This is a genomic window from Rhodococcus sp. no. 34 (assembly GCF_054589475.1).
Genome location: NZ_BAAILK010000047.1, coordinates 621774 through 643925, shown reverse-complemented (window position 1 = coordinate 643925; position 22152 = coordinate 621774). Strand labels below are relative to the sequence as shown.

Sequence of the window (22152 nt, the reverse complement as noted above, 5' to 3'; positions counted from 1 at the left end):
CTAGACCCTCTGTCCGATTTCGCCTAGAGACTCCGAAGGAAAGAGATCAAAAGTTCATTGACCTCGACAGCGCGTTCTTGTTGTACGAAGTGCCCCGCACCGCCGAGAAGATGTACACCCCGCAGGTCCGGGACGGTGTCCTTCATGCGGTCCAATGCCTTGGGACCGCTCATCGCGATGACCGGGTCTTCCGCGCCCGCAACGAAGAGCGTCGGGACCTCGACGTGCGCGCCGTCCAGATCCGCGCTGCGTTCCCAATTGGCGTCATACGCTCGGTACCAGTTCAAGCCACCGGTGAAACCTGTTGCAGTAAAGGTCTTTACATAGACATCCAAATCATCCTCGGTGAGCCACGACCACGGCAACGCCGGCGCCTCGGGAAGTACGTCGAGATAGCCGTTTCCTTCGGAGGGGTTCTTCCACACATCGAGGTACCGGTAAGCCCCGGACAAGGCATGGAAGAGCCGCTGTAGGAATTCACGTGGACGGGCGTCGAGTTCGCGCTCCGCGACACCCGGTTCCTGAAAATAGTGAATGTGCAGAAAGTGCTTGCGCGCCAAGGCGGCGTAGATCGTGGAGGGCTTGGCCGGGAATCTGTCCGGCGCATAGGGAACCGCCAAGGAGACCAGTCCCGCAACGCGATCGGGGTGACGAAGCGCTGTCGTCCACGCGACCGGAGCGCCGAAATCGTGTCCGACGAACACCGCTTTGTCGATTCCGAGAGCGTCGAGTAGGTCGATCAGTCGGTTCGCGACGGCGTCGTTGGTGTAGTCCTCGATCGCGTCGGGGCGGGTAGTGCCGCCGTAACCGGGCATGTCGAGTGCAATCGACCGAAAACCCGCTTCCGCCAACGCTGCTGACTGATGGCGATAGCTGTATCCGAGGCCGGGAAAGCCGTGGCACATGACCACAGCTGTCCCGGAACCGGAATCGTTGATCTGCCAACAGAGTCCGTCGACGTCGATCGTCTTGACCGTCATGTCAGGCGGTGATCATGTCTTCCTGGTTCCAGAATGCGCGCATCGACAGGATCTTGCCGTCGTCGTCGAAGGTCATGACGTCGATGGGCGCGATGGTCAGGGTCTGCTCGCCGAGCTTGGTGATCAACGAGAAGTGGAATGCCGCTTCGTTTCCGGCGATGCGGAGGGTCTGAAGGTGAGCTTCCTGGTCGAAATTCTCGATCACGGAGTAGAACTCGAGGATGGACTCGCGGGTGGTCCGCACGTCGGTACCAACCGGGTCTTCAACCGTTGCACCCTCGGCGTACAGGGCCACAACCTGGGCAGCAGTGCCCGTCGCAACGGTCTCGATGTAGGCGTCGACGGTCTTGCGGATTACCTCTGCGGACGGTGCCATGGTCTACCCCTCGTAGTTAGAACAGGTTCTAATTCTGAGGATAACCTACGACTCTGATCCACGGGTCAGGTTTCGAGCACCTTGCGCAGCCGAGCCTTCTTCCGGTTCTCCCGCACGATCCAGACGACATCGGCGTCGTCCGACGCCTCCAGGGAGACGAATGCCGGCAGGGCATTCTCCGGATCCGCCGCAACCGCGACACTCCAGCAGTATCCGAGCGCCTGCCGGAGAGTCCGTGTGTCGGCGTCACGACGGGAATCAGCCGGTTGCGAGACGATCCACTCGGTAGCGTCTCGGCACACCTGAACGGCCAGCGCAGCGTTGGTCTTGTCCTTCAGCAACCGTGGCTCGCAGATCCCCGCAGCCGCTGCGCGCAGCGTCAATGGATGGGCGGACCGCGACCACTGCTCGATGATCGCCCGGAACAATTCCGGATCCGTGTCACCTACCGCCTGAACGGCCATCGCGGCAGCTTCACGTGCACGCCACGACGCACTGGTGGTCGCCTCCGTCAAGCTGCGGAGAACGGATCTCTCGTGCGAGCGAACAAGGATGAATCCGAGCCCGACGATCCCACAGCAGCGGATGTATTCGTCCTCGGACTCCGCCGCCAGCAGGATGTCGTCGTCATCGGCGCCGCGCGCGAACTCGAGCATGAGCGCGAGGTTCGCGCGCGGGCCGGGCAATCCTGAACGCTCCGTCAGGTAACTCCACAGTTCGTCACCGTCCAGATCCGCGAACGTCATGGGAGTCCTGCTTTCTCGAGTGCGGGTGCACCCATCATTTCACCGAAAGCCCTCTCACGACGGGAGTTCGAAGCTCACTTGCTTCCGTCGTCGCGCATAGAGGAATCCACCGACAAACGCGAGCACCAGCACCCCGGTCATCACCACGGCCAGAATGTTGCCGCCCAGTAGGAGCGGAAGGTTTCCGGCAATGGCGATCGCGAATCCGATCAGCCCGACAAGGCCCAAGCTCGGGGCAAGTTTGGTGTGCCAGAATCGCTGATCGACCTTCGTACGATGAAAGAAGACGAGCACCGCAAGGCACGTGAGCAACATGAGAGCCACGATCCCCACCGTTGCAACGCCGGCGAACCACGCGAAGATCTGTGTCACCGGATCCAGACCGATGACGATGCAAGCTCCGAGAAGTACCAGAGCACAGCAGGATTGCACCACTGACGCGATGTGCGGCGAACCATGCACGCGGTGCGTCCGCCCACCTGCGCCCGGCAGAACGCCGGTGTTCGACAGAACGAAGATGTATCTGGCCAAGACATTGTGGAGAGACAGAACTGCGGCAAAGAGACTGGACACCAACAGAATTTGAATCAGGTGTGCTGTCACCGTTCCGGCAAAGTCGGTGGCAGTGGTGATCAGCATGCCGTCGGGGTCAGTACCCGCAATGTCCACTGCACCCTTGTCGCCCCAGGCTGTCACAACCGCCCAACTGGAGAGAGCGTAGAAGCCGCCGATGAGTATCAAGGCGGCGTATGTCGCTCGCGGGATAGTCCGCGCGGGATCCTTCGCTTCGTCACGGAAGATCGCCGTCGACTCGAACCCGATGTAACCGGCAAGCGCGAATACCAATGCGACGCCGGGGGATCCGGAGAATATTTCCGACGGAGAGAACATTGCTGTCGACGGGCCTTCCGGACCACCGTCGGCGATGATGAAAGCGTCGAGTACGACTACGATCCCGACCTCTGCGATCAACAGGATGCCGAGCACCTTGCCCGACAATTCGATATGACGAAATCCGAGGACGGCTACCAGAGCCAACGAGGTGAGCGAGAAGATCCACCACGGCACCTCCGGACCACCGTAGGAGGTGATCAACGAACTCATTGCCGGGCCGAGGTAGCCGTATACGGCCAATTGCACTGTGCTGTAACTGACGAGGGCCAACATCGCACTGCCGACGCCGGCACCACGGCCGAGACCATGTCCGATGTAGAGATAGAACGCTCCGGTTCCCGGGATGTAACGCGACATCGCGGTGAATCCGACGGCGAAGAGCAGAAGTACACCGGTTGTCACGGCGAAGGTCATGGGGAAGCCCGCACCGTTGCCACCGGAAATACCCAGCGGCACAAGACCACTGATCACAGTCAGGGGAGCAGCTGCGGCAACGACCATGAGGACTATCGAGCCGGTACCCAGCGAGCCTCGAAGAGTTCGGTCATCGCCGGATGCATCACGTGAAGCATTGACGGAAGTATGGGTCATACGTGCGATGTTAGAACCATTGAAGTCTCTTCGGGACCCAATTCACAAAACTTTTACTTGCGAAAAACGGGACGAGCCGTCCGTTCGTCGGGTTTTTGTCAGCCTTCTTCCTGCAGCGCCAGCCGCTTGAGCTCGTCTTTTGCGTGCAGAATGTGGCGTTCCATCGCCTCGGCCGCACGAGCACTGTCGCCTCGTTTGATCGCGTCGAAGATCTCCTTGTGCTCCACCCTCGAAGCCTCGACCTGATCCTCGAACACGAGATGATCGACGGGGACAAACATTTCGCCGCGAGCCTCGACCACAGCTGCCTCCAGCCTGCTGTTTCCCGCCGCCCTGGCGATACCGCCGTGGAACCTGGCGTCGCAAGCCCGGAACGACCCCCGACTCCCGGAAACCCCCAATTGCTCAATGGATTCGAGCAACTCGAGAAGATGACCATCGGTTCGCCGGACCGCCGCTAAGCTTGCCGTGCGCATTTCCAGCCCGATACGGAGGTCGACGATTTCGTCGATATCTGCTTCTCGCGCTTTCAACTGCCCAACCCAGTCTTCATAAGGCCTGGTCAACTCCGAAACGAACGATCCACCCGTTGCACCGCGTCGCACCTCGATGTATCCCATTGCCTGAAGGATTCGGATGGCTTCTCGCACACTGACTCGACCGACTTCGAGTTGCTGAGACAGTTCACGCTCGGACGGGAGGCGGTCACCGGGACTGAGTGCTCCGCTGTGAATGAGCAGTCGCAACCGTCGAGCGATATCCTCCCCCAACGTCGGTGCGCTGACCATGAATTCGATGGCCGGCAGCTTGTCGATCTGCACGTCTCGTACCCCCTACTCGGTGCCTGGACCGACTCTTCAGCTTCGTCCTCGTACGCTTCGTCACGGGCTGCGAAATCGAACGCGCCATTCGCAACTGTCCTTGAATAGATACAGCAGCAATAGATACAGCAGCGCGCGGCACTTCGAACCCGTTACTCCAACTTTACAAGCCAAACCCTAGCGAAAAGCCATTCAATGGTTCTATGCTCGCTCCTATGACCCAATTCACGATGACGGCGGAGGCACTCCCCGCCATGCCCCTGATCGGAGTCACCGGCCGCGTCGACCGCGGCGGGCCGTCACTACCCAACGTCGTCGGCGACGCGTTGATGGAAATGTTCTTCACCGATTTTCCGTCGAAGATCCGCGCCGCCGGTGGTCAACCGATCCTGCTGAGCATCCACAGTGATCCGCGCCGAATCGTCGAGCATCTCGACGCCCTCGTCCTCAGCGGTGGTTCCGACGTGGACCCCCGACGATACGGCCGCACCCCCGGCCCCAACTCGTCACCCATCGACCCCGCTCGGGACGAATTCGAGTTCGCCCTGGTCGATGCAGCCTGGGAAATCGGACTGCCAATCCTGGGAGTGTGCCGAGGACACCAAGTCGTCAACGTCGCCCGCGGCGGCACACTGGTTGCCGACCTTCCGACCGACGCCGGTGAGGCGCACAGCTTCTTCGGCTATCCGCGTTCCTACCGACCACAACAGGTCGCCCTGGAATCCGGATCCATCCCATACAGTCTGTACGGCAACAGCATTCACGTGAACAGCCTTCACCACCAAGCCGTGGACACCCCGGGGAGCGGGCTTCGGATCGTCGGACGCGCGCTCGACGGCGTCGCCGAAGCCATCCAGGCCGCCGATCGCCCCGTGGTGGGCGTGCAGTGGCACCCCGAATTCTTCGTCGAAATCGACCCGCTCTTCTCGTGGCTCGTCGACGCTGCAACCTCCCGTCGGACCAATTCTTCTCACCAGATCGATCATCACAGAATGGAAGACAACAATGTCACGTACGCATGAGAACAAGGTTGCCCTGATCACCGGTGCAGGCTCCGGAATCGGCCGCGGCATCGCGCTGCGCCTCGCCTCCGACGGTGCCCGCGTCGCGGTCGTGGACCTTCACATCGAAAGTGCAAAGGAGACCGTCGCACTTATCGAATCGCAGTACGGCACACCCGCGCTCGCCCTTGAGGCCGATGTGCGCGACCGCGCCGCCGTGAGCGCCGCTTTCGAAGCCACCGTCGCCGAATGGGGACGCTTCGACTACCTCGTCAACAACGCCGGCCTGATCACGATGAGTTCTCTCGAGAACCTCACCGACGAAGAGTGGGACCTCGTCCTCGACGTCAATCTCAAGGGCATGTTCATCGTCACGCAGATCGCCACCCCGTACTTCCGCGACGGCAACAGCGGCGCTGTGGTGAACTTGTCGACGGTGGAAGCGGACGTGGTCGTGTCCTCCCAGGGCTTCGCACAGGTCCACTACAACGCGTCGAAGGGTGGAGTGAAGATGCTGACGAAGGCTCTGGCCGTCGAACTCTCGCGGTACAACGTACGAGTCAACGCGATCGCCCCCGGGCCGGTCCCCACCGCCTTCCTGCCTGGCATCGACGTCTCCTCCGGCGAAGTTCTCGACTTCATGAAGTCCAGGCTCCTGGTGCCGCGCGTCGGCCGCCCCGAGGACATGGGTGCTGCAGTCTCCTTCCTGCTCTCCGACGACGCCTCCTACATCAGTGGAGTCCAGCTGCCCGTCGACGGCGGATGGCTTGCCCGATGAAAGGCCGGCTCACCACGGCCGAGCTCGCCGAGTCCGACATCGACACCGTCCTCATCGCCGGTATCGACCTCTACGGACGGTTGATCGGCAAACGAGTCCCGACGCGAATTTTCCTCGCGAACATCGACGAGGGCCTGCATGTGTGCACCTGTGTGTATGCCTGGGATGCCAGCCAACGCATGGACAAACTCGTTGTCGACTACGCCGGCGGACACACCGGCTGGCATGACTTCCGTCTGCGACCCGATCTGGGGACACTTCGACGTGCGTCGTGGCTCGAGTCCACTGCCATCGTCATCGCTGACTCGGTCGACGAACATACCGGCGAGATGGTCCCGATCGCACCGCGCACGATCCTGCGCAAACAGATCGACAAGCTCGAAGCTGACGGCCACACCGTCTACGCGGCAACGGAACTCGAGTTCCACCTCTACCGAGGTACCCCCGACGCATTGCGGCGCAGCGGCTATCGGGATCTCGAACCCACCACCCTGGTGCCCTCGGATTACACCATCACCGCCGGCAACGCGATGGAACCTTTCTTCCGCAAGGTACGAACCGCGTTGGAGGAGAGCGCGATTCCCGTGGAGGTCTCTCAGGTCGAATACGGCCTGGGCCAGTGGGAGATCAACCTCGAATACGGAACCGCCCTCGAGATGGCCGACCGCCATGTGCTATTCAAGCAGGTCGTCCACGACGTCGCTGCGGCAGAAGGGCTCACTGCTACCTTCATGGCACGTCCGAGCACCGACGGCATGGGCTCGTCGTGTCATATTCACGCGTCCATGCGGAGCGACGACACCTTCCCATTCCACGACGAAAGCGCAGAAAACACCGCGAGCGCCGAGCTGCTGCACGCCGTCGGCGGAGTTCTCGAGCACTGCCCGGAACTCATGCTGTTCTACACGCCGACCATCAACTCGATGCGCCGCACCAGAGCCAGCCACGATTTCTCGGGGAACGGCTTGACCTGGGGTTTCGACAACAGGACTACCACCTGCCGACTCATCACCGGTGCACCGTCCGCCAACCGTCTCGAAATGAGACTGCCAGGGGCGGACGCAAATCCGTATCTCGCACTCGCCGCCGTTCTGGCGTCGATGAACGACGGTCTGACACGAAAGCTCGATCCCGGCGCACCGGTACGACGCGACGGGTACAGCGACACAGACACACTCGAGAAGGTGAAGCAACAACCGCTGCCCGGCACACTGGACGAAGCGGCGCGTGCGCTCGAGGCCAGTGAGTTCGCACTCGCGGCGTTCGGCGCCGAGGTCGTATCGCACTATGCGGCGGTCGCCAAGGACGAATGGGATTCCTTCATGTCCGCGGTCACCGACTGGGAACGCGAACGCTACCTCGACAACATCTGACCTACAAACGATTTCGCCACGAAGGACAGTCATGACCACTTCATGCTCACTCGTGCCCCAGAACAACACGATCGACGGAAACGTCGAAACACCGGCTATCGACCTCGGCGAATTTCTCACCGATCCCGACACCGGAGAGAAACTGCAAGCCCAACTCTCGTCCTCCACCGAACAGGTGGAGAGGGCGATCACCGCCGCGACAGAACTTCACCGATCGGGTGTCTGGACCCGTCGATCGGTCGCCGACCGGGTGCGCCTACTCGAGAGAACGGCTGAACTTGTCGAAGAACGGACTGCGGCGATCGCTCGTGAGGACTCCAAGAACAACGGCCTTCCGCTTTCGATCAGCACACTTTTCGCTGGCGGACTTCCCGATCTGTTCCGCAGTGCTGCAACGCATCTGAAGAACTCCTCCGGGTTCGAGCAGCTGGCGTCAGGTGCACATTTACATCGGCTGGCGTGGGGCCCGACCGCTGTGATCGCACCGTGGAACGCACCGAGCTTCATCACCGCCAAGAAGACTGCATTCGCTTTGGCCGCAGGTGCTCCGGTCATCGCCAAGCCCTCCAACTGGGCACCGTCGGGTCCCAACGTGCTTGCCGAGGCGATCTCACGTGCCATCGCCGAAGTCGACGCGCCGAAAGCTCTGTTTCAACTCGTTCACGGAGGCGGGGACGTCGGGCATCTACTGGCCTCCGATCGACGAATCCGAGCACTGGCGTTCACCGGCGGCCGAGCAGCCGGTAGTTCCATCGCCGCTGCAGCTTCTACCGATTTCAAGGCTCTTCAACTCGAGCTCGGCAGCAACAACCCCGTGATCATCCGCGCCGACGCCGACATCGATCTGACTGCCACCGCACTCGTCGACGGGTTCACCAAACTCAACGGGCAATGGTGTGAGAGTCCGGGAAGCGTCTTCGTGCCGCCGCACCTTCACGACCGGCTTGTCGACGCAATACTCGACCGCACGGCCGAAATCGCACTCGGCCGAACCGATGACGCCAACACCACGATGGGTCCGCAGGCGAACGAGCCTCAACTCCAACGGATGCGGGATACCGTCGAGTTCCTCCGTGGCGTGGGCGGCACGGCCGTCTCGAGCACCCCCGTGCCTGACGATTCCGGATGGTTCTTCCCACCGACAGTGGTGCACGGAATCTCGTCGGAGCAGACCAAATCGGAGACCTTCGGGCCGATCCTGACGGTGCACCGAGCATCAACCGACGAGGAAGCTCTGCTTGAGGCCAACGCTCTCGATACCGGCCTGGCCGGATACGTGTTCGGCGCCGACGTCGACGCCGCTCGTGAACTTGCGACCCGAATCGATTGCGGTGAGAACAAGATCAACAGCACCAGCCTCCTGGACCTAGACGACCACTCGACCCAGAGTTTCTGGGGCGGAAGCGGTATCGGCGCACACGGCGACGCAGAGCTTCTCGACTTCTTCCGGGGATCGAGAATCATCGGGGTCGATGCGCCCGGACTTCCTCTCTAGGCGGAGGAGGTCGAGGAAATGGGTGAAGCGGCTCGGGTGGGCACCGATACGAGTCGGGTGGGCACCATGGTGGTCGAATGCCACGATACCGCGGCGGTTCTCGCACGTATTTCGTCGCTGGGGTGGAAGCTCGGCGTCGAGGTCGTCAGCCTGTCTACGTGGGTGTCCGTGACATCGCCGGGAGTCACCGGAATGTCGATCGCGTACCGTTGCCCGGCAACGATCTCCGACGCCATGTTGATCAAGCGTCTCAACAAGATCATCGGGATAGTTCGCATCAAGACGGACCACGGCCCGTTCGTTCCGGTGACACCACAGGTCGGCCTACACGTCACCGCGACTTTCCAACGCGTCGATCCAGTGGCGCTGGTGGCGTACCGGCACGGCGCAACTGTGTGCAGTCAAGCGAACAATGTTCTGTCGGTACAACTCACCACCACCCGATCGATCGCGGACACATTCGTATCTGATCTGGCACAGGTCGCAGAGCGTCCGCTGCGGGGTGAGATCTCGCTGCAGGAGATTCATCTTGCATGACGTCGAAGTGCACCACGGCGATGTGCGGCTACGGACGTTGGCCAGTAGCCGCACATCATCGTGTGATCAGTGAGCAGGGAGGAGGGACGTCTCCTGCTGCACACCGTCTTCTGCGCCGATCTGGACGATGTTTCGCGGCAGGAACACGGCTGCGATCGCGCCGAGAACTGCTGCAGCAGCACCGATCAGGAACGCGATACGCATGCCCTCGTCGGTGTAGAAGACAGCGCCCTCCATCGCCATCGCGATGTGCGAGTTCAAGACCGTGAAGGCGATGACGGGAAGCACTGCGGGGAAGATGCTCTGGAAGACCGCAACCATGCTCGCCGTGGTTGCCTGCAACTGCGGCGGCACTGCCTCGATGAGCAGGTTCGGGATGGAGGCGTAGCCCATACCCATACCGACACCGAAGATTCCGGCAAAGATGATGAGCAGAGGCTTGTTGTCGTGAATGGTGGCCGTCAACGTGAATCCGACTGCCATGAGGATCATTCCGATGATCATCAGCAGACGGGGCCGGATGTTGCGCCCCACGAGGAAGCCCACGATCAAACCACCGACCACCACCATGCCGCCAAGGGGCGCCTGGAAGATCGCGAATCCCTCTGCCGTCACGCCGAATCCGTATCCCAGGCCGAGAACTGCTGGGGTCATCACCATCATCGGCAGCAAGATCGTGAAGACTCCCGACGCGCCGTAGCAGAACCCGGCACCGACGGCGGTGAGCATCACCGAACGCTTGCCGAAGTAGCGCAGGTCGATCAAGGGCTCGCGGATGGCTCGGGCAGAGGCAACCCAAGCCACCAACAGTGCGACGCCGCCGATCAGGTAGGCCAGTGTCGAACCGTTCTTCCAGCCCCAGGTCGGTCCGAAGCTGACGCCGATCAGAATTCCGGCGATGCCCGACCCGAGCAGTACCGCACCGATCAGGTCCAGCGAAGAGCGAAGTCGGACAGTCGATTCCGCCGTCGAAGCGAAGATCATGCCGCCGAGGAGAACCAGCCCGACGACAAAGAACCAGAAGATGCTCCGGAACCCGTGGTTGTCGATCAACCAACCGGTGAGGAACGGCGCCGGGATCGCAATCAAACCCATACCGGAAGTCGCGATACTGACGGCCAAGGCAACAGTTTTCGGCGGAAAAACATCTCGAATGAGGGAGTAACTCAGGAACAGGCAGGGAACCAGCAGACCCGTCAGCGACCGGCCCAGAATCAGGATCGCGTAGCTCGGCGCTATCGCCGAAATGAAGGATCCGACCGCCGCGCCGGCGACAGCCAAGAGCAGGACTTTTCGTTTGCCGTACATGTCGGCGAGCTTGCCGAGCAGAGGAGACGCGACCGCCCCCAGCAGCAAGAACGACGTGAGCAGCCAAGCTCCCTGCGTCGTTTGATAGTGCACCGAGATCGCAGGGAGAGCAGTGGAGATCATCATGTAGCTCACTGCGAGCATCTCGAGAAGTAGAACAATCGACGCCAGGGAGAACACCAGTCGCGGAGTCCACCGCTCCGGTATCGATGTCGGTTCGGGCAAACTGGGAGACGAACCGTCGCTGTGGACATGAGACGCCATGGCTGGAAGATCCTTTCGGGAACACCTACGAATTCGATTGACCCTCTGTCGAATACCGTCGACGGGGGCCTAGCCGGGAAGTGCAATGGAACGACAGCTACCGATCTCGGTAACGTGTTACCTGCATCACAGCCCTCGCGTCGACCGCGCGCTACAGAATGTTCCGCGGAGCGGGACAATCAGGACAACGACTGATTGGCGACGGTGCACCAAAAGGACTGCGGCGGTTCGATTGTGAGCAAAGGCAACTACTCTGCGGAGTCGACGCGCGATTAACCCGGGCTGAAAAGCAGTGACTCACGCTTGCCCACACCACCACAGACAGAAATGTCAACGCCAGCGCCAGCAGTCCGACTACCCCCACTCCTGCAGCTACGCGCTCGTACGCCGCTCCAGCTACTGCCCCGACTGACATCCACGTGCACACCCAGGCCATCGCAGACGGCACTTGCGCAACGGCAAACCTCCGATAGCTCGTCCCGACGGATCCCACCAGACGCGGTGTTACGGTCCGGACTCCAGCCATCCACTGACACAGAACAATCGCTGCAGCGCCATGCCGTTCCACCAGGCTCAGAGCCCGTAACTCCATCGATTGAGAGAGTTCCATCAACCGCGACCATGCCCGCGACCGGTCGGCCCCACGGGCTCCCGTTCCCGCGAGTGGACTCACTCTCCTGAACCGGCGAGCACGTCGGCCTCGCACGTAGGCAATATGCCCTCCGGCAATTTCACCGGCGATCGCGACAAGACACGCTGCGACTGGGTGAACGGCACCCGTGCTTCCGAGATACCCGAAAGCAAGGACCGCCGTCACACCAGGAAGAATGATCCCGACCAACGTGCCCACTTCCGCCATGATCAGCATCCCACCCGCCGCGAGCAACCAAACCGGGGGCAGCCCGGTCAAGAGGTCAGCAGAAATTCGCACGAGTCATCGGCTGCCCACATCGGTACACAACCGCCGGCGGTGCGTTACGCCAAATAACCGGTCCACACGAGACGTCGGTGAACTTTTCGTTCAGTGCAATTCGGAATCCCTGGGCTCTCGGTAGCCAGCGCGCGTGGGGGTAAGCGAGAAGGCTCGCCTGCCCGCCATCCGTGAGCAGGGTCGCAATTTGATCCAGAATCAGACACTGCTTTCCGAGATCGATGAGCGACCACGGGAGCGCACAGACGATTGCGTCAACGCGTTCTACTCCAGCGGATTTCAACAGGGCGATCAGATCACAGGCGTCGCCCCAAATCGCCTCGATGCTTGGCCTCGTCCGACACAGATGCCTCACCAGTTCACGATCAACCTCGACCGCGATATGACGGCCGCTCCTCGGTATTCGTGAGGAGATGGCGTCCGAGACAGAACCTGTCCCCGGACCCAACTCGACGATCACAGGCGCGCCGACCGCTGGTACGACCGCCGCCAGTTCCGCTGCGACGGAGGGAGAACTCGGCGCGACCGCGCCCATGGTAAACGGCTTCCGGAGAACAGCTTTAGTGAATTGCCAACCTATGTTCTGGTTCGATGTCATCGCGTCAACAATCCTCAGAACGAGCCGCGCCCACATCGTCCCCTGGGGTTGAAATTCACACGATTCGCTCGGGGCTTGCCCCTAAGGGCCGATACCTAAGGGATTGAAACACTCTCTCAGGGCATCGCCTAAGGGTCACAAAATAATTCATCAATAGTGACTCCGTAATACCCGGCGCTCCCCTGCTCGAACAGATCGAAGTGAGGTGGTGTTCGCGTGCCGCGAAGCGATGACACTCGTTCTCCAAGTGGAGTATTCAGATTGTTCGAAGATCGCAGCTTGAATCGGAAACTGGATCGGAGATTCGATCCGGGCGATCACCCACGACGCCTGTGAAGACTGGCAGCACATCTGTGGCGCCCAGATACGCACCCAGATACGACTGTGCGCCGTTTCGGTAGCGGTAACTACCAAAACGGCGCACAGGGGCCGAAGGCCCTACAGAACTATGTTGACCATCTTGCCCGGCACAACGATCACCTTGCGGGGTGCGTTGCCCTCGAGCAGAGCGACGATCTTCTCGTCGGCCAGCGCAATCTCTTCGACAGCCTTGCGATCGGCATCCGCCGGGACGCTGATGCGGCTACGAACCTTGCCGTTGACCTGGATCGGGTACTCGACGGTATCCTCGACGAGCCACTTCTCCTCGACTGCCGGGAAGGGTCCGTGCGCAAGGGATTCCGTGTGACCCAGACGCGACCACAGCTCTTCCGCGAGGTGCGGCGCCAGGGGAGCGAGCATCAGCACCAGCGGCTCGACAGCAGCACGCGGCGCACCGCCCGGGAACGCCTTGGTGAGGTGGTTGTTGTACTCGATCAGCTTCGCGGCGGCCGTGTTGTCGCGCAGCGCCGTGTAATCCTCGATGACACCGGAAATCGCCTTGTTGAGCGCACGCAAAGTCTCTTCACCAGGAGCTTCGTCGGTGACACGGGGCTTGCCGGTCTCCTCGTCGATGACGACGCGCCACACTCGCTGCAGGAATCGCGCAGCACCGACGACGTCCTTGGTAGCCCACGGACGCGAGGTGTCCAGCGGACCCATCGACATCTCGTACACACGCAGAGTGTCTGCACCGAACTCGGCGCAGATCTCGTCCGGCGCAACGGCATTCTTCAGGCTCTTGCCCATCTTGCCGTACTCGCGGTTGACCTCGGCGCCTTCGTAGAAGAACTTGCCGTCACGCTCGACGACCTCCTCTGCCGGCACGTAGACGCCGCGGGCATCGGTGTACGCGAATGCCTGGATGTAGCCCTGGTTGTACAGGCGGCGGTACGGCTCGCTCGAGGACACGTAGCCCAGGTCGAACAGAACCTTGTGCCAGAAGCGCGAGTACAGCAGGTGCAGCACTGCGTGCTCGACGCCGCCGACGTACAGGTCGACTCCACCGGGATCGTTGGGGCCGTGCAGTTCCGGACGCGGGCCCGTCCAGTACGCCTCGTTCTGCGGGTCGCAGAAGGCGTCCTGGTTGGTGGGGTCGATGTAGCGCAGCTGGTACCACGAGCTACCTGCCCACTGCGGCATGACGTTGGTGTCGCGGTGGTAGGTCTGCAGACCGTCACCGAGATCGAGCTCGACGTTGACCCAGTCGGTCGCCTTGTTCAGCGGGGGAGAGGGCTCGGAGTTGGCGTCGTCCGGATCGAAGGACACGGGTGCGTAGTCCTCGACCTCCGGAAGCACCACGGGCAGAGCCGAATCCGGCAGAGCGTGTGCGTTGCCGTCCGCGTCGTAGACGATCGGGAAGGGCTCGCCCCAGTAACGCTGACGCGCGAAAAGCCAGTCGCGCAGCTTGTACTGGATGGTGCCCTTGCCCTGGCCGCTCTCCTCGAGGCGACTGATGACGGTCGCCTTGGCCTCGGCAACGTCCAGCCCGTCGAGGTAGTCGGAGTTCACCAGCGGGCCGTCACCGGAGTACGCAGCCTCCGAAACATTGCCACCGGCAATAACTTCGAGAATATCCAGACCGAACGCGTTCGCGAACTCCCAGTCACGGTGATCGTGTCCCGGAACTGCCATGATCGCACCGGTGCCGTAACCCGTCAGAACGTAGTCGGCGATGAAGATCGGAACCTTGTGTCCGTTGACCGGATTGACGGCGTAGGAACCGAGGAAGACGCCCGTCTTCTCCTTGTTTTCCTGGCGCTCCAGGTCGGTCTTGGCGGCAATCGACTTACGGTATGCAGCAACAGCTTCCGCTGGAGTCGTGGCACCGCCAGTCCAGCGCGCGTCGACACCTTCGGGCCACTCGTCCGCGACGAGCTTGTCCACCAAGTCGTGCTCAGGAGCCAGCGTCACGTAGGTGGCGCCGAACAGCGTGTCCGGACGGGTAGTGAACACATCGACGCCGTACTCGCCTGCCGCAAAGGTAACTTCGGCACCGTACGAGCGTCCGATCCAGTTGCGCTGCATGGCCTTGACCTTGTCCGGCCAATCCAGGTACTCGAGGTCGTCGACCAGGCGATCGGAGTACGCGGTGATGCGCATCATCCACTGCTGGAGATGCTTACGGAAGACTGGGAAGTTTCCGCGGTCACTACGACCGTCGGCGGTGACTTCCTCGTTGGCCAGGACGGTACCCAAACCGGGGCACCAGTTGACCATCGAATCCGACTGGTAGACAAGGCGGTACGAGTCCAGAACCTTGGCCTTCGCGGCCACGTCCAACGAAGCCCACTCGCGTCCGTCTTCCAGAGCGCGCTCACCGGAATCGAACTCGGCTTCCAACTCGGAGATACGACGCGCCTTGCCGGCTTCCTTGTCGTACCAGGCGCCATGGATCTGCAGGAAGATCCACTGCGTCCAGTGGTAGAAGTCGACATCCGTCGTCGCGAGACTACGACGCTCGTCGTGGCCCAGACCCAGGCGTCGCAGCTGGCGCTTCATGTTGGCGATGTTGGACTCGGTGGTGGTCCGTGGGTGGGTACCCGTCTGCACGGCGTACTGCTCGGCCGGGAGACCGAAGGCGTCGTAACCGAGGGTGTGCAGGACATTGCGGCCCTGCATGCGATGGAAGCGCGCGAAGACGTCCGTAGCGATGTATCCGAGCGGGTGACCGACATGCAGGCCCGAACCCGAGGGGTACGGGAACATGTCCTGCACGAAGAGCTTGTCGGCGGGAACACCGTCGGGCGAGGAGAGCGGACCGACCGGATTGGGCGCGTTGAACGTGCCTTCCTCACTCCAGCGGTCCTGCCAGTGCTGCTCGATCTGGCCGGCGAGCTCCGCGGTGTAGCGGTGCTGCGGAGTTGCGTCGGCTGGTGAATCGGGGGACTGCGGAGACTCGGTCACTGTGGTCGCTATCTACTTGGCTGACGGAAATACCGATAACCAGGGTAGAGCCTGCACGACCCGGGCATACCATCAACTCCACTCGCGCCTATCCTGTATGGGTGATCGTTGTCGCTGTGGTGCTATTCGTGCTCGCTGTCGCCGTCGGTGGAGTTGCTGTCGCCGGACTGATCGGCAAACTCCCGCGCAACCGCTGGGCCGGTGTCCGCACCGAGGATTCCCTGCGGAGCGAGGAGTCGTTCGCCCTCGCCAACAAGGTGGCCGGTCCGACCATGCTCGCGGCCGCTGGAATGTTGGTCATCGGCGGAGTCGCAGCACTGACCATCGGCGGAGTCTTCGGCATTGCCGTCGCGATCATCGCCGTCGTCGTCGCCGTCCTCACTGCCGGTTTCGGTGGAGGCATCGGCACCCGCGCAGCCGCCGCGCTCCCGCAGCAGAGCGGATGCGGTAACGACTGCAACTGCGGCGGACACTCCGAGCCTGCCGCCGACGAGCCGGTGGCGGAGACCCCCGAGGCCAAGGCGAACGCTGCCGCTTGCGGCACCGCTTCCTGCGGTGCCTGCGCGCTCAAGGATGCTTGCCAGCCGGCTCATTGATTCACGTGAAACATCGCGTGGTCGACCCGGCCGGGGTCGTATTCGGGCTAGTCGTTCCGCTGTTGTGTGCGGTCTTCGGCTTCGTCCTGACAAAAATTTGGGAGCCCCGCCTCCCGGAACAGATCGCGACTCACTGGACCACCACCTCGCCGGACGGATTCTCCACCCCGTCGGCCAACGCCTGGACCATTGCACTTCTGACGCTGCTCTTCGGTGGCGGTCTCAGTGCGATTGCTGCTCTTGCTCCCGCGATGCTGATGATGCGTCGCTTCATGTTGGTTGTCGGGCTGAGCGTGGTCGGGCTCATCACGACAGTGAACTTCGCTTTGCTCTACACCCAACTCGATGTCGCCGATCCGTCCACGACGTCACTCCCGCTGTGGTCTCTCGGTGTCGGCTTTGCAGTCGGCGGGGTGCTGGGGTGGATCGGCGCCTCCTTCCTGCGTGACTACCGCGTCCGCACTCTTGCCACGATCGAACCCTCGGCCGGGTTGCCGCGAAGCCGCTGCGCTCTCCCCATCTCCGACGACGTCGGATTCAGCACCAAGGGGTCGGTGATCCTCGCTGCGATCACTCTGTCGCCCGGAGTCGTCATGGCGTTGGCGACGCGGTCACTCTGGCCGCTGTTCATCTTCGGGGCACTCGGCCTGCTTGTCGTCAGCTTGGTTCGCTTCCGGGTGATCGTCGACGAACGGGAGATCCGGGTGATCAACATGGGGATGGCTGCGATGACCTACGACATCGACGAAGTTGTCGGAGCTGACATCGCGGAGATCAAACCGTTCGCGGACTTCGGCGGCTGGGGACTCAAGACCAAGGGTCGTCGCAACTACGGCGTCGTCACCCGCACCGGACCAGCGGTGGTCATCACGTTCGCTTGTGGCGACCGACTCACGATCACGACACCCGAAGCCGAAGACATCGCCGGGTCACTCAATCGATTGGCCGACGCCCGGACTCGCTAACCGCCGAGCCTGAACCGATCGCTTCCTGAGTCTTCTCGAGATACCCACACGCCGCAGCCCTGGCTTTGGTGACATCGCGTTCGGCGATGGCTTCGGCAACTCCCTGATGATGCGAAGACGTCAGCGACGGCGGATGCACCCCTTCGGTCACCTCGTAGGTGGCTCGAACTGTTTCGAGGATTCCGGCAAACAGATCTTTCAGCACGGGATTGTGGGCGGCATCGACAACGGCAATGTGAAACGCGAGATCGACGTCGACGAAGTTCTCCGCTGGGACATCACGCTTGGCGGCCAGTTCACGAAGTATCCGAACGTCGTCGTCGCTGCGACGCTCACACGCCAACCGGACCGCTTCCATCTCGAGCGCACGACGCACTTCGAAGACGTATTTCATCTCGTCGACGGACGCGTGTTTGCCGAGCAGTCCGCCGATGTCGGTCCGAGCGCGCACGAAGGTCCCTGATCCGCGACGGATCTCCAGGACTCCCGTCGAGGTCAATGTCTTGATCGCTTCGCGCACGGTGTTCCGGCCGACGCCGAGAACACTCATCAGCTCCGGCTCGGTCGGAACACGATTGCCCACTGTCCAGACGCCGTCGGAGATCTGCGCGCGCATCCAGTCGAGGGATTGCTCGTACGCGGACTCTTTGCGAACAACGGTCATCAGCTCATCCTCACAGCATTAGCGGCGATCATTCCACTCACCTACGATACGTAGGACGACCCATGTATTTTCGCACTCTGTCTTCAGGAGGGGCTTCCCACGTCCGCCACAGCTGTCGCCACCGAAGAACGCACACGCCGCACCAATCGACACTTCTACGGCGTGGGCTACGTCCTCACCGTGATCCTCTTGGGCGCGAACATGCCCACCTCCGTCTACGGGCTGTACCGGACCGAGTTCGGATTCACGCCCACCATCCAGACGCTGATCTACGGCGTCTACGTCGCCGGCCTCGTTCCGGCATTGCTGTTCTTCGGACCGCTGTCCGACGCCCTCGGCCGACGCACCGTGCTCCTTACTGCACTCGGTCTGAGCGTCGTCGGCACGCTCGTTCTGGCATTTGCCGACGCGACGGTGTGGTTGTTCGTCGGCCGGATTGCCCAGGGAATCGCGGTGGGCGCGGCCAGTGCGGCGGGCAGCGCCGCATTGGTGGAGCAGGAACCGAAGTTCGATCACCGACGTGCAGCGCTCGTATCGACGGTGACGGGCGCGTTGGGCGGTGCGCTCGGACCACTCGTGTCCGGTGCAATCGCCCAGTACCTTCCACAACCGCTGCGGTTGCCGTATCTGATCTTCCTCGTCGCGTTCATCCCGGCACTGATCGTGCTGCTGCTACTTCCGCGGATCGGGGACGTCACACGCCCGAAGCGGTTCTTCCAGATGCCACATGTTCCCGCCGCCATTCGCGAGACTTTCTGGCTCAGCTCGCTCGCCGTCGCGCTGTCGTGGGGCGCGGTCGGGCTCTTCCAGTCGGTGGTCCCGTCGTGGATGACCAGCCTGCTGAACATCGACAACCTTCTACTCGGCGGCGGGGCGGCCGCACTGGTGATGATCTGCTCGGTGGTCGCGCAACTCGGCGGAAGCCGCATGGACCCGCGCACGTCCGTCACCGCCGGCCTGGGAATCCTCGCTCTGGGAATGATCGGCCTCCTCGTGGTCGACCTCGTCCCGAGCCTGGCACTGCTTGGCGTCATCACCGTCGTGGTCGGCGCCGGGCACGGTCTGGCGTTTGCCGGCGGCATGAAGCGCGTCAACGCCGCCGCCCGGACCCACGCCCGCGAGAGCCACGGCGGAGTTCTGGCCGCGTTCTTCACCGTCAGCTACGCGGGACTGGCGATCCCGTCGATCATCGCGGGTATCGCCATCACCCTCCAGGGAATGCAGACGGCCATCATCGAGCTGTCGATCATCGGGACGCTGCTGTGCCTGGCGGTGATGGGCTTCAACCTTCGTGGGGCTCGAGAGCCCGCTGAAGCTCGCCGTTATCCTTAGCCAGGTGAAGTTTCTCAGTAGGTTCTACATCGACGGGTTCATCCTCGGCATCATCATCGCCGGCGTGCTCGGAAGTGTGTTCCCGGTATCGGGTACCGCGGAGAGCATTCTGAACTGGGCCACCAAGATCGCCATCGGCTTCTTGTTCCTGCTCTACGGCGCGCGACTCTCGCCGCAGGAAGCCTGGAAGGGCGTCAAGCACTGGCGACTGCACACCGTCGTCCTCGCCGCGACGTTCGTGCTGTTCCCATTGATCGGCCTAGCACTGCGATTCCTGTCGCCGACGCTGATCAGCGACGAGCTCTACACCGGCATCCTCTACATGTGCCTGGTGCCGTCGACGGTTCAGTCTTCGATCGCGTTCACCTCGATCGCCAAGGGGAACGTCGCGGGCGCGATCGTCAGTGCGTCGTTCTCCAACCTGATCGGCGTCTTCGTCACACCGCTGCTGGTGGTTCTGCTGATGAACACCACCGGCCAGGCGACGGTCGACTTCTCGTCGATCCTCGACATCGTCGTGCAGTTGCTGATCCCGTTCATCGTCGGTCAGCTGATCCGCCCGCTGGTGATCGGATGGCTGCAGAAGTACGCCGAACCCACCAAGTACGTCGATCGCGGATCGATCCTCCTCGTTGTCTTCGCCGCCTTCAGCGAAAGCATGAAAGAGGGGATCTGGAGCACCATCACGATCTGGCAGATCGTGATCCTCACAATCGTGTGCTGCCTGATTCTCGCGCTGGTTCTCGGCGTGACCACTCTCGCGGGGCGCAAGCTCGGGTTCGATCTTCCCGATCAGATCGTCATCATCTTCTGCGGGTCGAAGAAGTCCTTGGCAACGGGCCTACCGATGGCGGCTGTACTGTTCGCGGGCCAGCCCGTCGGCCTGATCGTGTTGCCGCTGATGATCTTCCATCAGATCCAACTGATCGTCTGTGCTGCGATGGCGCAACGCTTCGCGAATCGGGATCCGGTGAGCGTCAGCTAGCGAGCAACTCGCCTCGGGTCGCGTCGACGCAGCCACAACCGCCCTGCAGTTCAGCACAATCGATGGACAGCGCATGGCGGACCGATGCCAGGTCGACGCAGTTCACGCCGGTGCATTCGAGTGATCCGTCGGCATGCCGCAGCAAAGAATCGTGGCAGTGATCGACATCCGAAACACAATCCGCGCACTGGATCTGACGCTCAGCGATCATTGCTGCCACCTCTCTCGAAAACGATGACACAGGAATATCATCGACCTCCGACAAGTCAGTTTCGTTCCACCTCGATGGGGTGGCTGGCCAGCATCGCCACGGGTAGCGGCTGGCGTCGTAGCACCCGTGCCCAGACATCGACTCGGGGCGGCGTCAGCACATCCGACGGCAGCGAGCTGATCACCATCCAGTCTTCACGCTCGAGCTCCGAATCCAGCTGGCCCAGAGTCCAACCCGAGTAGCCGGCAAAAATGCGGATCCCTTCGACCAGAGGAGCAATGACCTCCGGGTCCGAGTCCAGATCCACCATGACTACCTTGCCGTCCACCCGCCGCAGGCCGGCGACGCCGTCGATCCGCGCACCGTTGCGAGCGATGCCCAGGCAAAGCGCCGAGTCACGCTTGACTGGTCCACCGATGTACAGGGCCGAAGGATGCGCGGTCAGCGGTGACCACTGCGGCAACACGTTCTGCACGGCCGTCTCACTCGGCCGATTGACGACGACGCCCAGGCTCCCGGCGTCGTTGTGCTCGATCATGTAGATGACGGTGCGGCGAAATGCGGGTTCCGTGAGATCGGTCGACGACACCAACAAACTGCCCGGACGAACCTCCGGTTCTATCCAGGCCATTCGATCCTCGGGTTCTTCTGCGTGCGCCACAAGGACATCATCTCACCGACAACTGCGCGCGGAGGAACGAGACACAAGCGTGTTCAGGTCAGACCCGCCACATCGGCAAGTAGTGCCAAATGCCGCTCGAAAATCTCGCTCGCGTCGGTGAACGTATCGCTTCCGTACTGCCCGAACACCTCGAAGTTCACCGAACCGAACAGCGATACCCAGACGAGAGTTGCGCGCACCGCGGCGTCCGGCGGCAGGTCGGTACCCAGTTCATTCCGCACTCCCTCGAGGTCCGCTGCCAACGTGTCACTCAGGCCCGGACCCTCTCGCACCGTCAGTGAACCCGCGCGATGGGCGGCGTCGATGATCCCGATCAGCCGGGTCACGACGAGGGTGCCGGGGCCGGTGGTCTGCTCGCCCGGAGCGTCGTAGCCGGGGACGGGGCTGCCGAACAACAGACCGTAGCGGGCCGGCTCCCGGATCGCCCAGCTGCGAACGGCGCGCCCGAGAGCAATGAACTGTCCGCGAAAATCCTCTGCTGCAACGGCATTCACGGCGGCGTCCACTTCCGCGCCCAGTTCCGTGTACCCGTCGACCACCAGCAAGGTCAGCAGTTCGTCCCGACTGGCGACATAGCGGTATACCGCTGAGGACACGACTCCCAGGTCACGCGCGACGGCCCGCAGAGACAAAGCGGCAGCGCCGACGGCAGCAAGATGCTCGCGTCCGATACGGGTGATGTCCTGCAGCGTCTGTTCGCGCGCCCGCTCACGGGGAGTTCCAACCATGAGTCCATCTT

The 22152-nt window shown here is 62.2% G+C and carries 21 protein-coding genes; 9 read left to right on the top strand and 12 right to left on the bottom strand.

The annotated features are described in order from the left end of the window. Window positions 1-23 precede the first annotated feature (23 nt). From ACYP01_RS28640 to ACYP01_RS28620, 5 genes are all read right to left on the bottom strand, one after another. The gene (locus tag ACYP01_RS28640; protein WP_459683410.1) at window positions 24-980 is read right to left on the bottom strand and encodes an alpha/beta fold hydrolase; all 957 of its coding nucleotides are present in this window, start codon (window positions 978-980) and stop codon (window positions 24-26) included. A 1-nt stretch (window position 981) separates the two neighbouring features. Continuing rightward, window positions 982-1356: a nuclear transport factor 2 family protein gene (locus ACYP01_RS28635; protein ID WP_003942502.1), complete on the bottom strand. Its 375-nt coding sequence runs from the start codon at window positions 1354-1356 to the stop codon at window positions 982-984. A 65-nt stretch (window positions 1357-1421) separates the two neighbouring features. Continuing rightward, window positions 1422-2102 carry a hypothetical protein gene (locus tag ACYP01_RS28630; RefSeq protein WP_459683408.1) on the bottom strand — a complete coding sequence of 227 codons (681 nt, stop codon included), beginning with the start codon at window positions 2100-2102 and terminating at the stop codon, window positions 1422-1424. A gap of 54 nt (window positions 2103-2156) precedes the next feature. Continuing rightward, window positions 2157-3587 (bottom strand): APC family permease, encoded by a 1431-nt coding sequence (locus tag ACYP01_RS28625; protein WP_459683406.1) that lies wholly within the window; start codon window positions 3585-3587, stop codon window positions 2157-2159. Window positions 3588-3685: 98 nt separating this feature from the next. Beyond that, window positions 3686-4408 carry a FadR/GntR family transcriptional regulator gene (locus ACYP01_RS28620; protein WP_133728195.1) on the bottom strand — a complete coding sequence of 241 codons (723 nt, stop codon included), beginning with the start codon at window positions 4406-4408 and terminating at the stop codon, window positions 3686-3688. Window positions 4409-4623: 215 nt separating this feature from the next. Here ACYP01_RS28620 and ACYP01_RS28615 point away from each other — a divergent pair, with 215 nt between their 5' ends. Genes ACYP01_RS28615 through ACYP01_RS28595 form a run of 5 tightly spaced genes read left to right on the top strand, consistent with a single transcriptional unit; the run spans window position 4624 to window position 9592 of the window. Then, window positions 4624-5430: a gamma-glutamyl-gamma-aminobutyrate hydrolase family protein gene (locus tag ACYP01_RS28615; RefSeq protein ID WP_225320216.1), complete on the top strand. Its 807-nt coding sequence runs from the start codon at window positions 4624-4626 to the stop codon at window positions 5428-5430. Beyond that, on the top strand, window positions 5414-6187 hold the full coding sequence (locus tag ACYP01_RS28610) for an SDR family NAD(P)-dependent oxidoreductase (RefSeq protein ID WP_021332597.1): 774 nt from the start codon (window positions 5414-5416) through the stop codon (window positions 6185-6187). The genes ACYP01_RS28615 and ACYP01_RS28610 overlap by 17 nt, the downstream gene beginning before the upstream one ends. Beyond that, window positions 6184-7560: a glutamine synthetase family protein gene (locus ACYP01_RS28605; RefSeq protein ID WP_459683402.1), complete on the top strand. Its 1377-nt coding sequence runs from the start codon at window positions 6184-6186 to the stop codon at window positions 7558-7560. The genes ACYP01_RS28610 and ACYP01_RS28605 overlap by 4 nt, the downstream gene beginning before the upstream one ends. 31 nt (window positions 7561-7591) lie before the next feature. Continuing rightward, entirely contained in the window at window positions 7592-9055 is a 1464-nt protein-coding gene (locus ACYP01_RS28600; RefSeq protein WP_459683400.1) for an aldehyde dehydrogenase family protein, read from the top strand. An 18-nt stretch (window positions 9056-9073) separates the two neighbouring features. After that, window positions 9074-9592: a hypothetical protein gene (locus ACYP01_RS28595; protein ID WP_007729094.1), complete on the top strand. Its 519-nt coding sequence runs from the start codon at window positions 9074-9076 to the stop codon at window positions 9590-9592. 66 nt (window positions 9593-9658) lie between these two features. On the opposite strand, the gene ACYP01_RS28590 is transcribed toward ACYP01_RS28595, so the two are convergent. The 3 genes from ACYP01_RS28590 to leuS all read right to left on the bottom strand — a co-directional run bounded on the left by ACYP01_RS28590 (window position 9659) and on the right by leuS (window position 15978). After that, window positions 9659-11164, bottom strand: a complete 1506-nt coding sequence (locus tag ACYP01_RS28590) for an MFS transporter (protein ID WP_058037563.1) — start codon at window positions 11162-11164, stop codon at window positions 9659-9661. Window positions 11165-11315: 151 nt separating this feature from the next. After that, complete coding sequence (locus ACYP01_RS28585) at window positions 11316-12023, bottom strand: DedA family protein (protein WP_223304400.1); 708 nt, start codon at window positions 12021-12023, stop codon at window positions 11316-11318. Window positions 12024-13131: 1108 nt separating this feature from the next. Next, a complete protein-coding gene (gene leuS, locus ACYP01_RS28580) occupies window positions 13132-15978 on the bottom strand; it encodes a leucine--tRNA ligase (RefSeq protein ID WP_021332602.1) in 2847 nt (948 codons plus the stop codon). A gap of 101 nt (window positions 15979-16079) precedes the next feature. Here leuS and ACYP01_RS28575 point away from each other — a divergent pair, with 101 nt between their 5' ends. Then, window positions 16080-16574 (top strand): SdpI family protein, encoded by a 495-nt coding sequence (locus ACYP01_RS28575; protein ID WP_003942484.1) that lies wholly within the window; start codon window positions 16080-16082, stop codon window positions 16572-16574. A 5-nt stretch (window positions 16575-16579) separates the two neighbouring features. Continuing rightward, window positions 16580-17539, top strand: a complete 960-nt coding sequence (locus tag ACYP01_RS28570; RefSeq protein WP_459683396.1) for a DUF1648 domain-containing protein — start codon at window positions 16580-16582, stop codon at window positions 17537-17539. Here ACYP01_RS28570 and ACYP01_RS28565 read toward each other — a convergent pair. After that, window positions 17508-18203, bottom strand: coding sequence for a FadR/GntR family transcriptional regulator (locus ACYP01_RS28565; protein ID WP_314675438.1), 696 nt, complete (start codon window positions 18201-18203; stop codon window positions 17508-17510). The genes ACYP01_RS28570 and ACYP01_RS28565 overlap by 32 nt on opposite strands. 162 nt (window positions 18204-18365) lie before the next feature. Here ACYP01_RS28565 and ACYP01_RS28560 point away from each other — a divergent pair, with 162 nt between their 5' ends. Both ACYP01_RS28560 and ACYP01_RS28555 read left to right on the top strand, forming a co-directional pair. Further along, window positions 18366-19535: an MFS transporter gene (locus tag ACYP01_RS28560; protein ID WP_459683394.1), complete on the top strand. Its 1170-nt coding sequence runs from the start codon at window positions 18366-18368 to the stop codon at window positions 19533-19535. Window positions 19536-19539: 4 nt separating this feature from the next. Further along, a complete protein-coding gene (locus tag ACYP01_RS28555) occupies window positions 19540-20520 on the top strand; it encodes a bile acid:sodium symporter family protein (RefSeq protein WP_003942582.1) in 981 nt (326 codons plus the stop codon). On the opposite strand, the gene ACYP01_RS28550 is transcribed toward ACYP01_RS28555, so the two are convergent. The 3 genes from ACYP01_RS28550 to ACYP01_RS28540 are packed head-to-tail and all read right to left on the bottom strand — an operon-like array spanning window position 20513 to window position 22141. Continuing rightward, window positions 20513-20731, bottom strand: a complete 219-nt coding sequence (locus ACYP01_RS28550; RefSeq protein WP_047272705.1) for a hypothetical protein — start codon at window positions 20729-20731, stop codon at window positions 20513-20515. The two genes, ACYP01_RS28555 and ACYP01_RS28550, sit on opposite strands and share 8 nt — an antisense overlap. 55 nt (window positions 20732-20786) lie before the next feature. Further along, entirely contained in the window at window positions 20787-21392 is a 606-nt protein-coding gene (locus ACYP01_RS28545; RefSeq protein WP_003942572.1) for a YqgE/AlgH family protein, read from the bottom strand. A gap of 53 nt (window positions 21393-21445) precedes the next feature. After that, window positions 21446-22141 carry a TetR/AcrR family transcriptional regulator gene (locus tag ACYP01_RS28540; protein ID WP_003942494.1) on the bottom strand — a complete coding sequence of 232 codons (696 nt, stop codon included), beginning with the start codon at window positions 22139-22141 and terminating at the stop codon, window positions 21446-21448. Window positions 22142-22152: the final 11 nt, after the last annotated feature.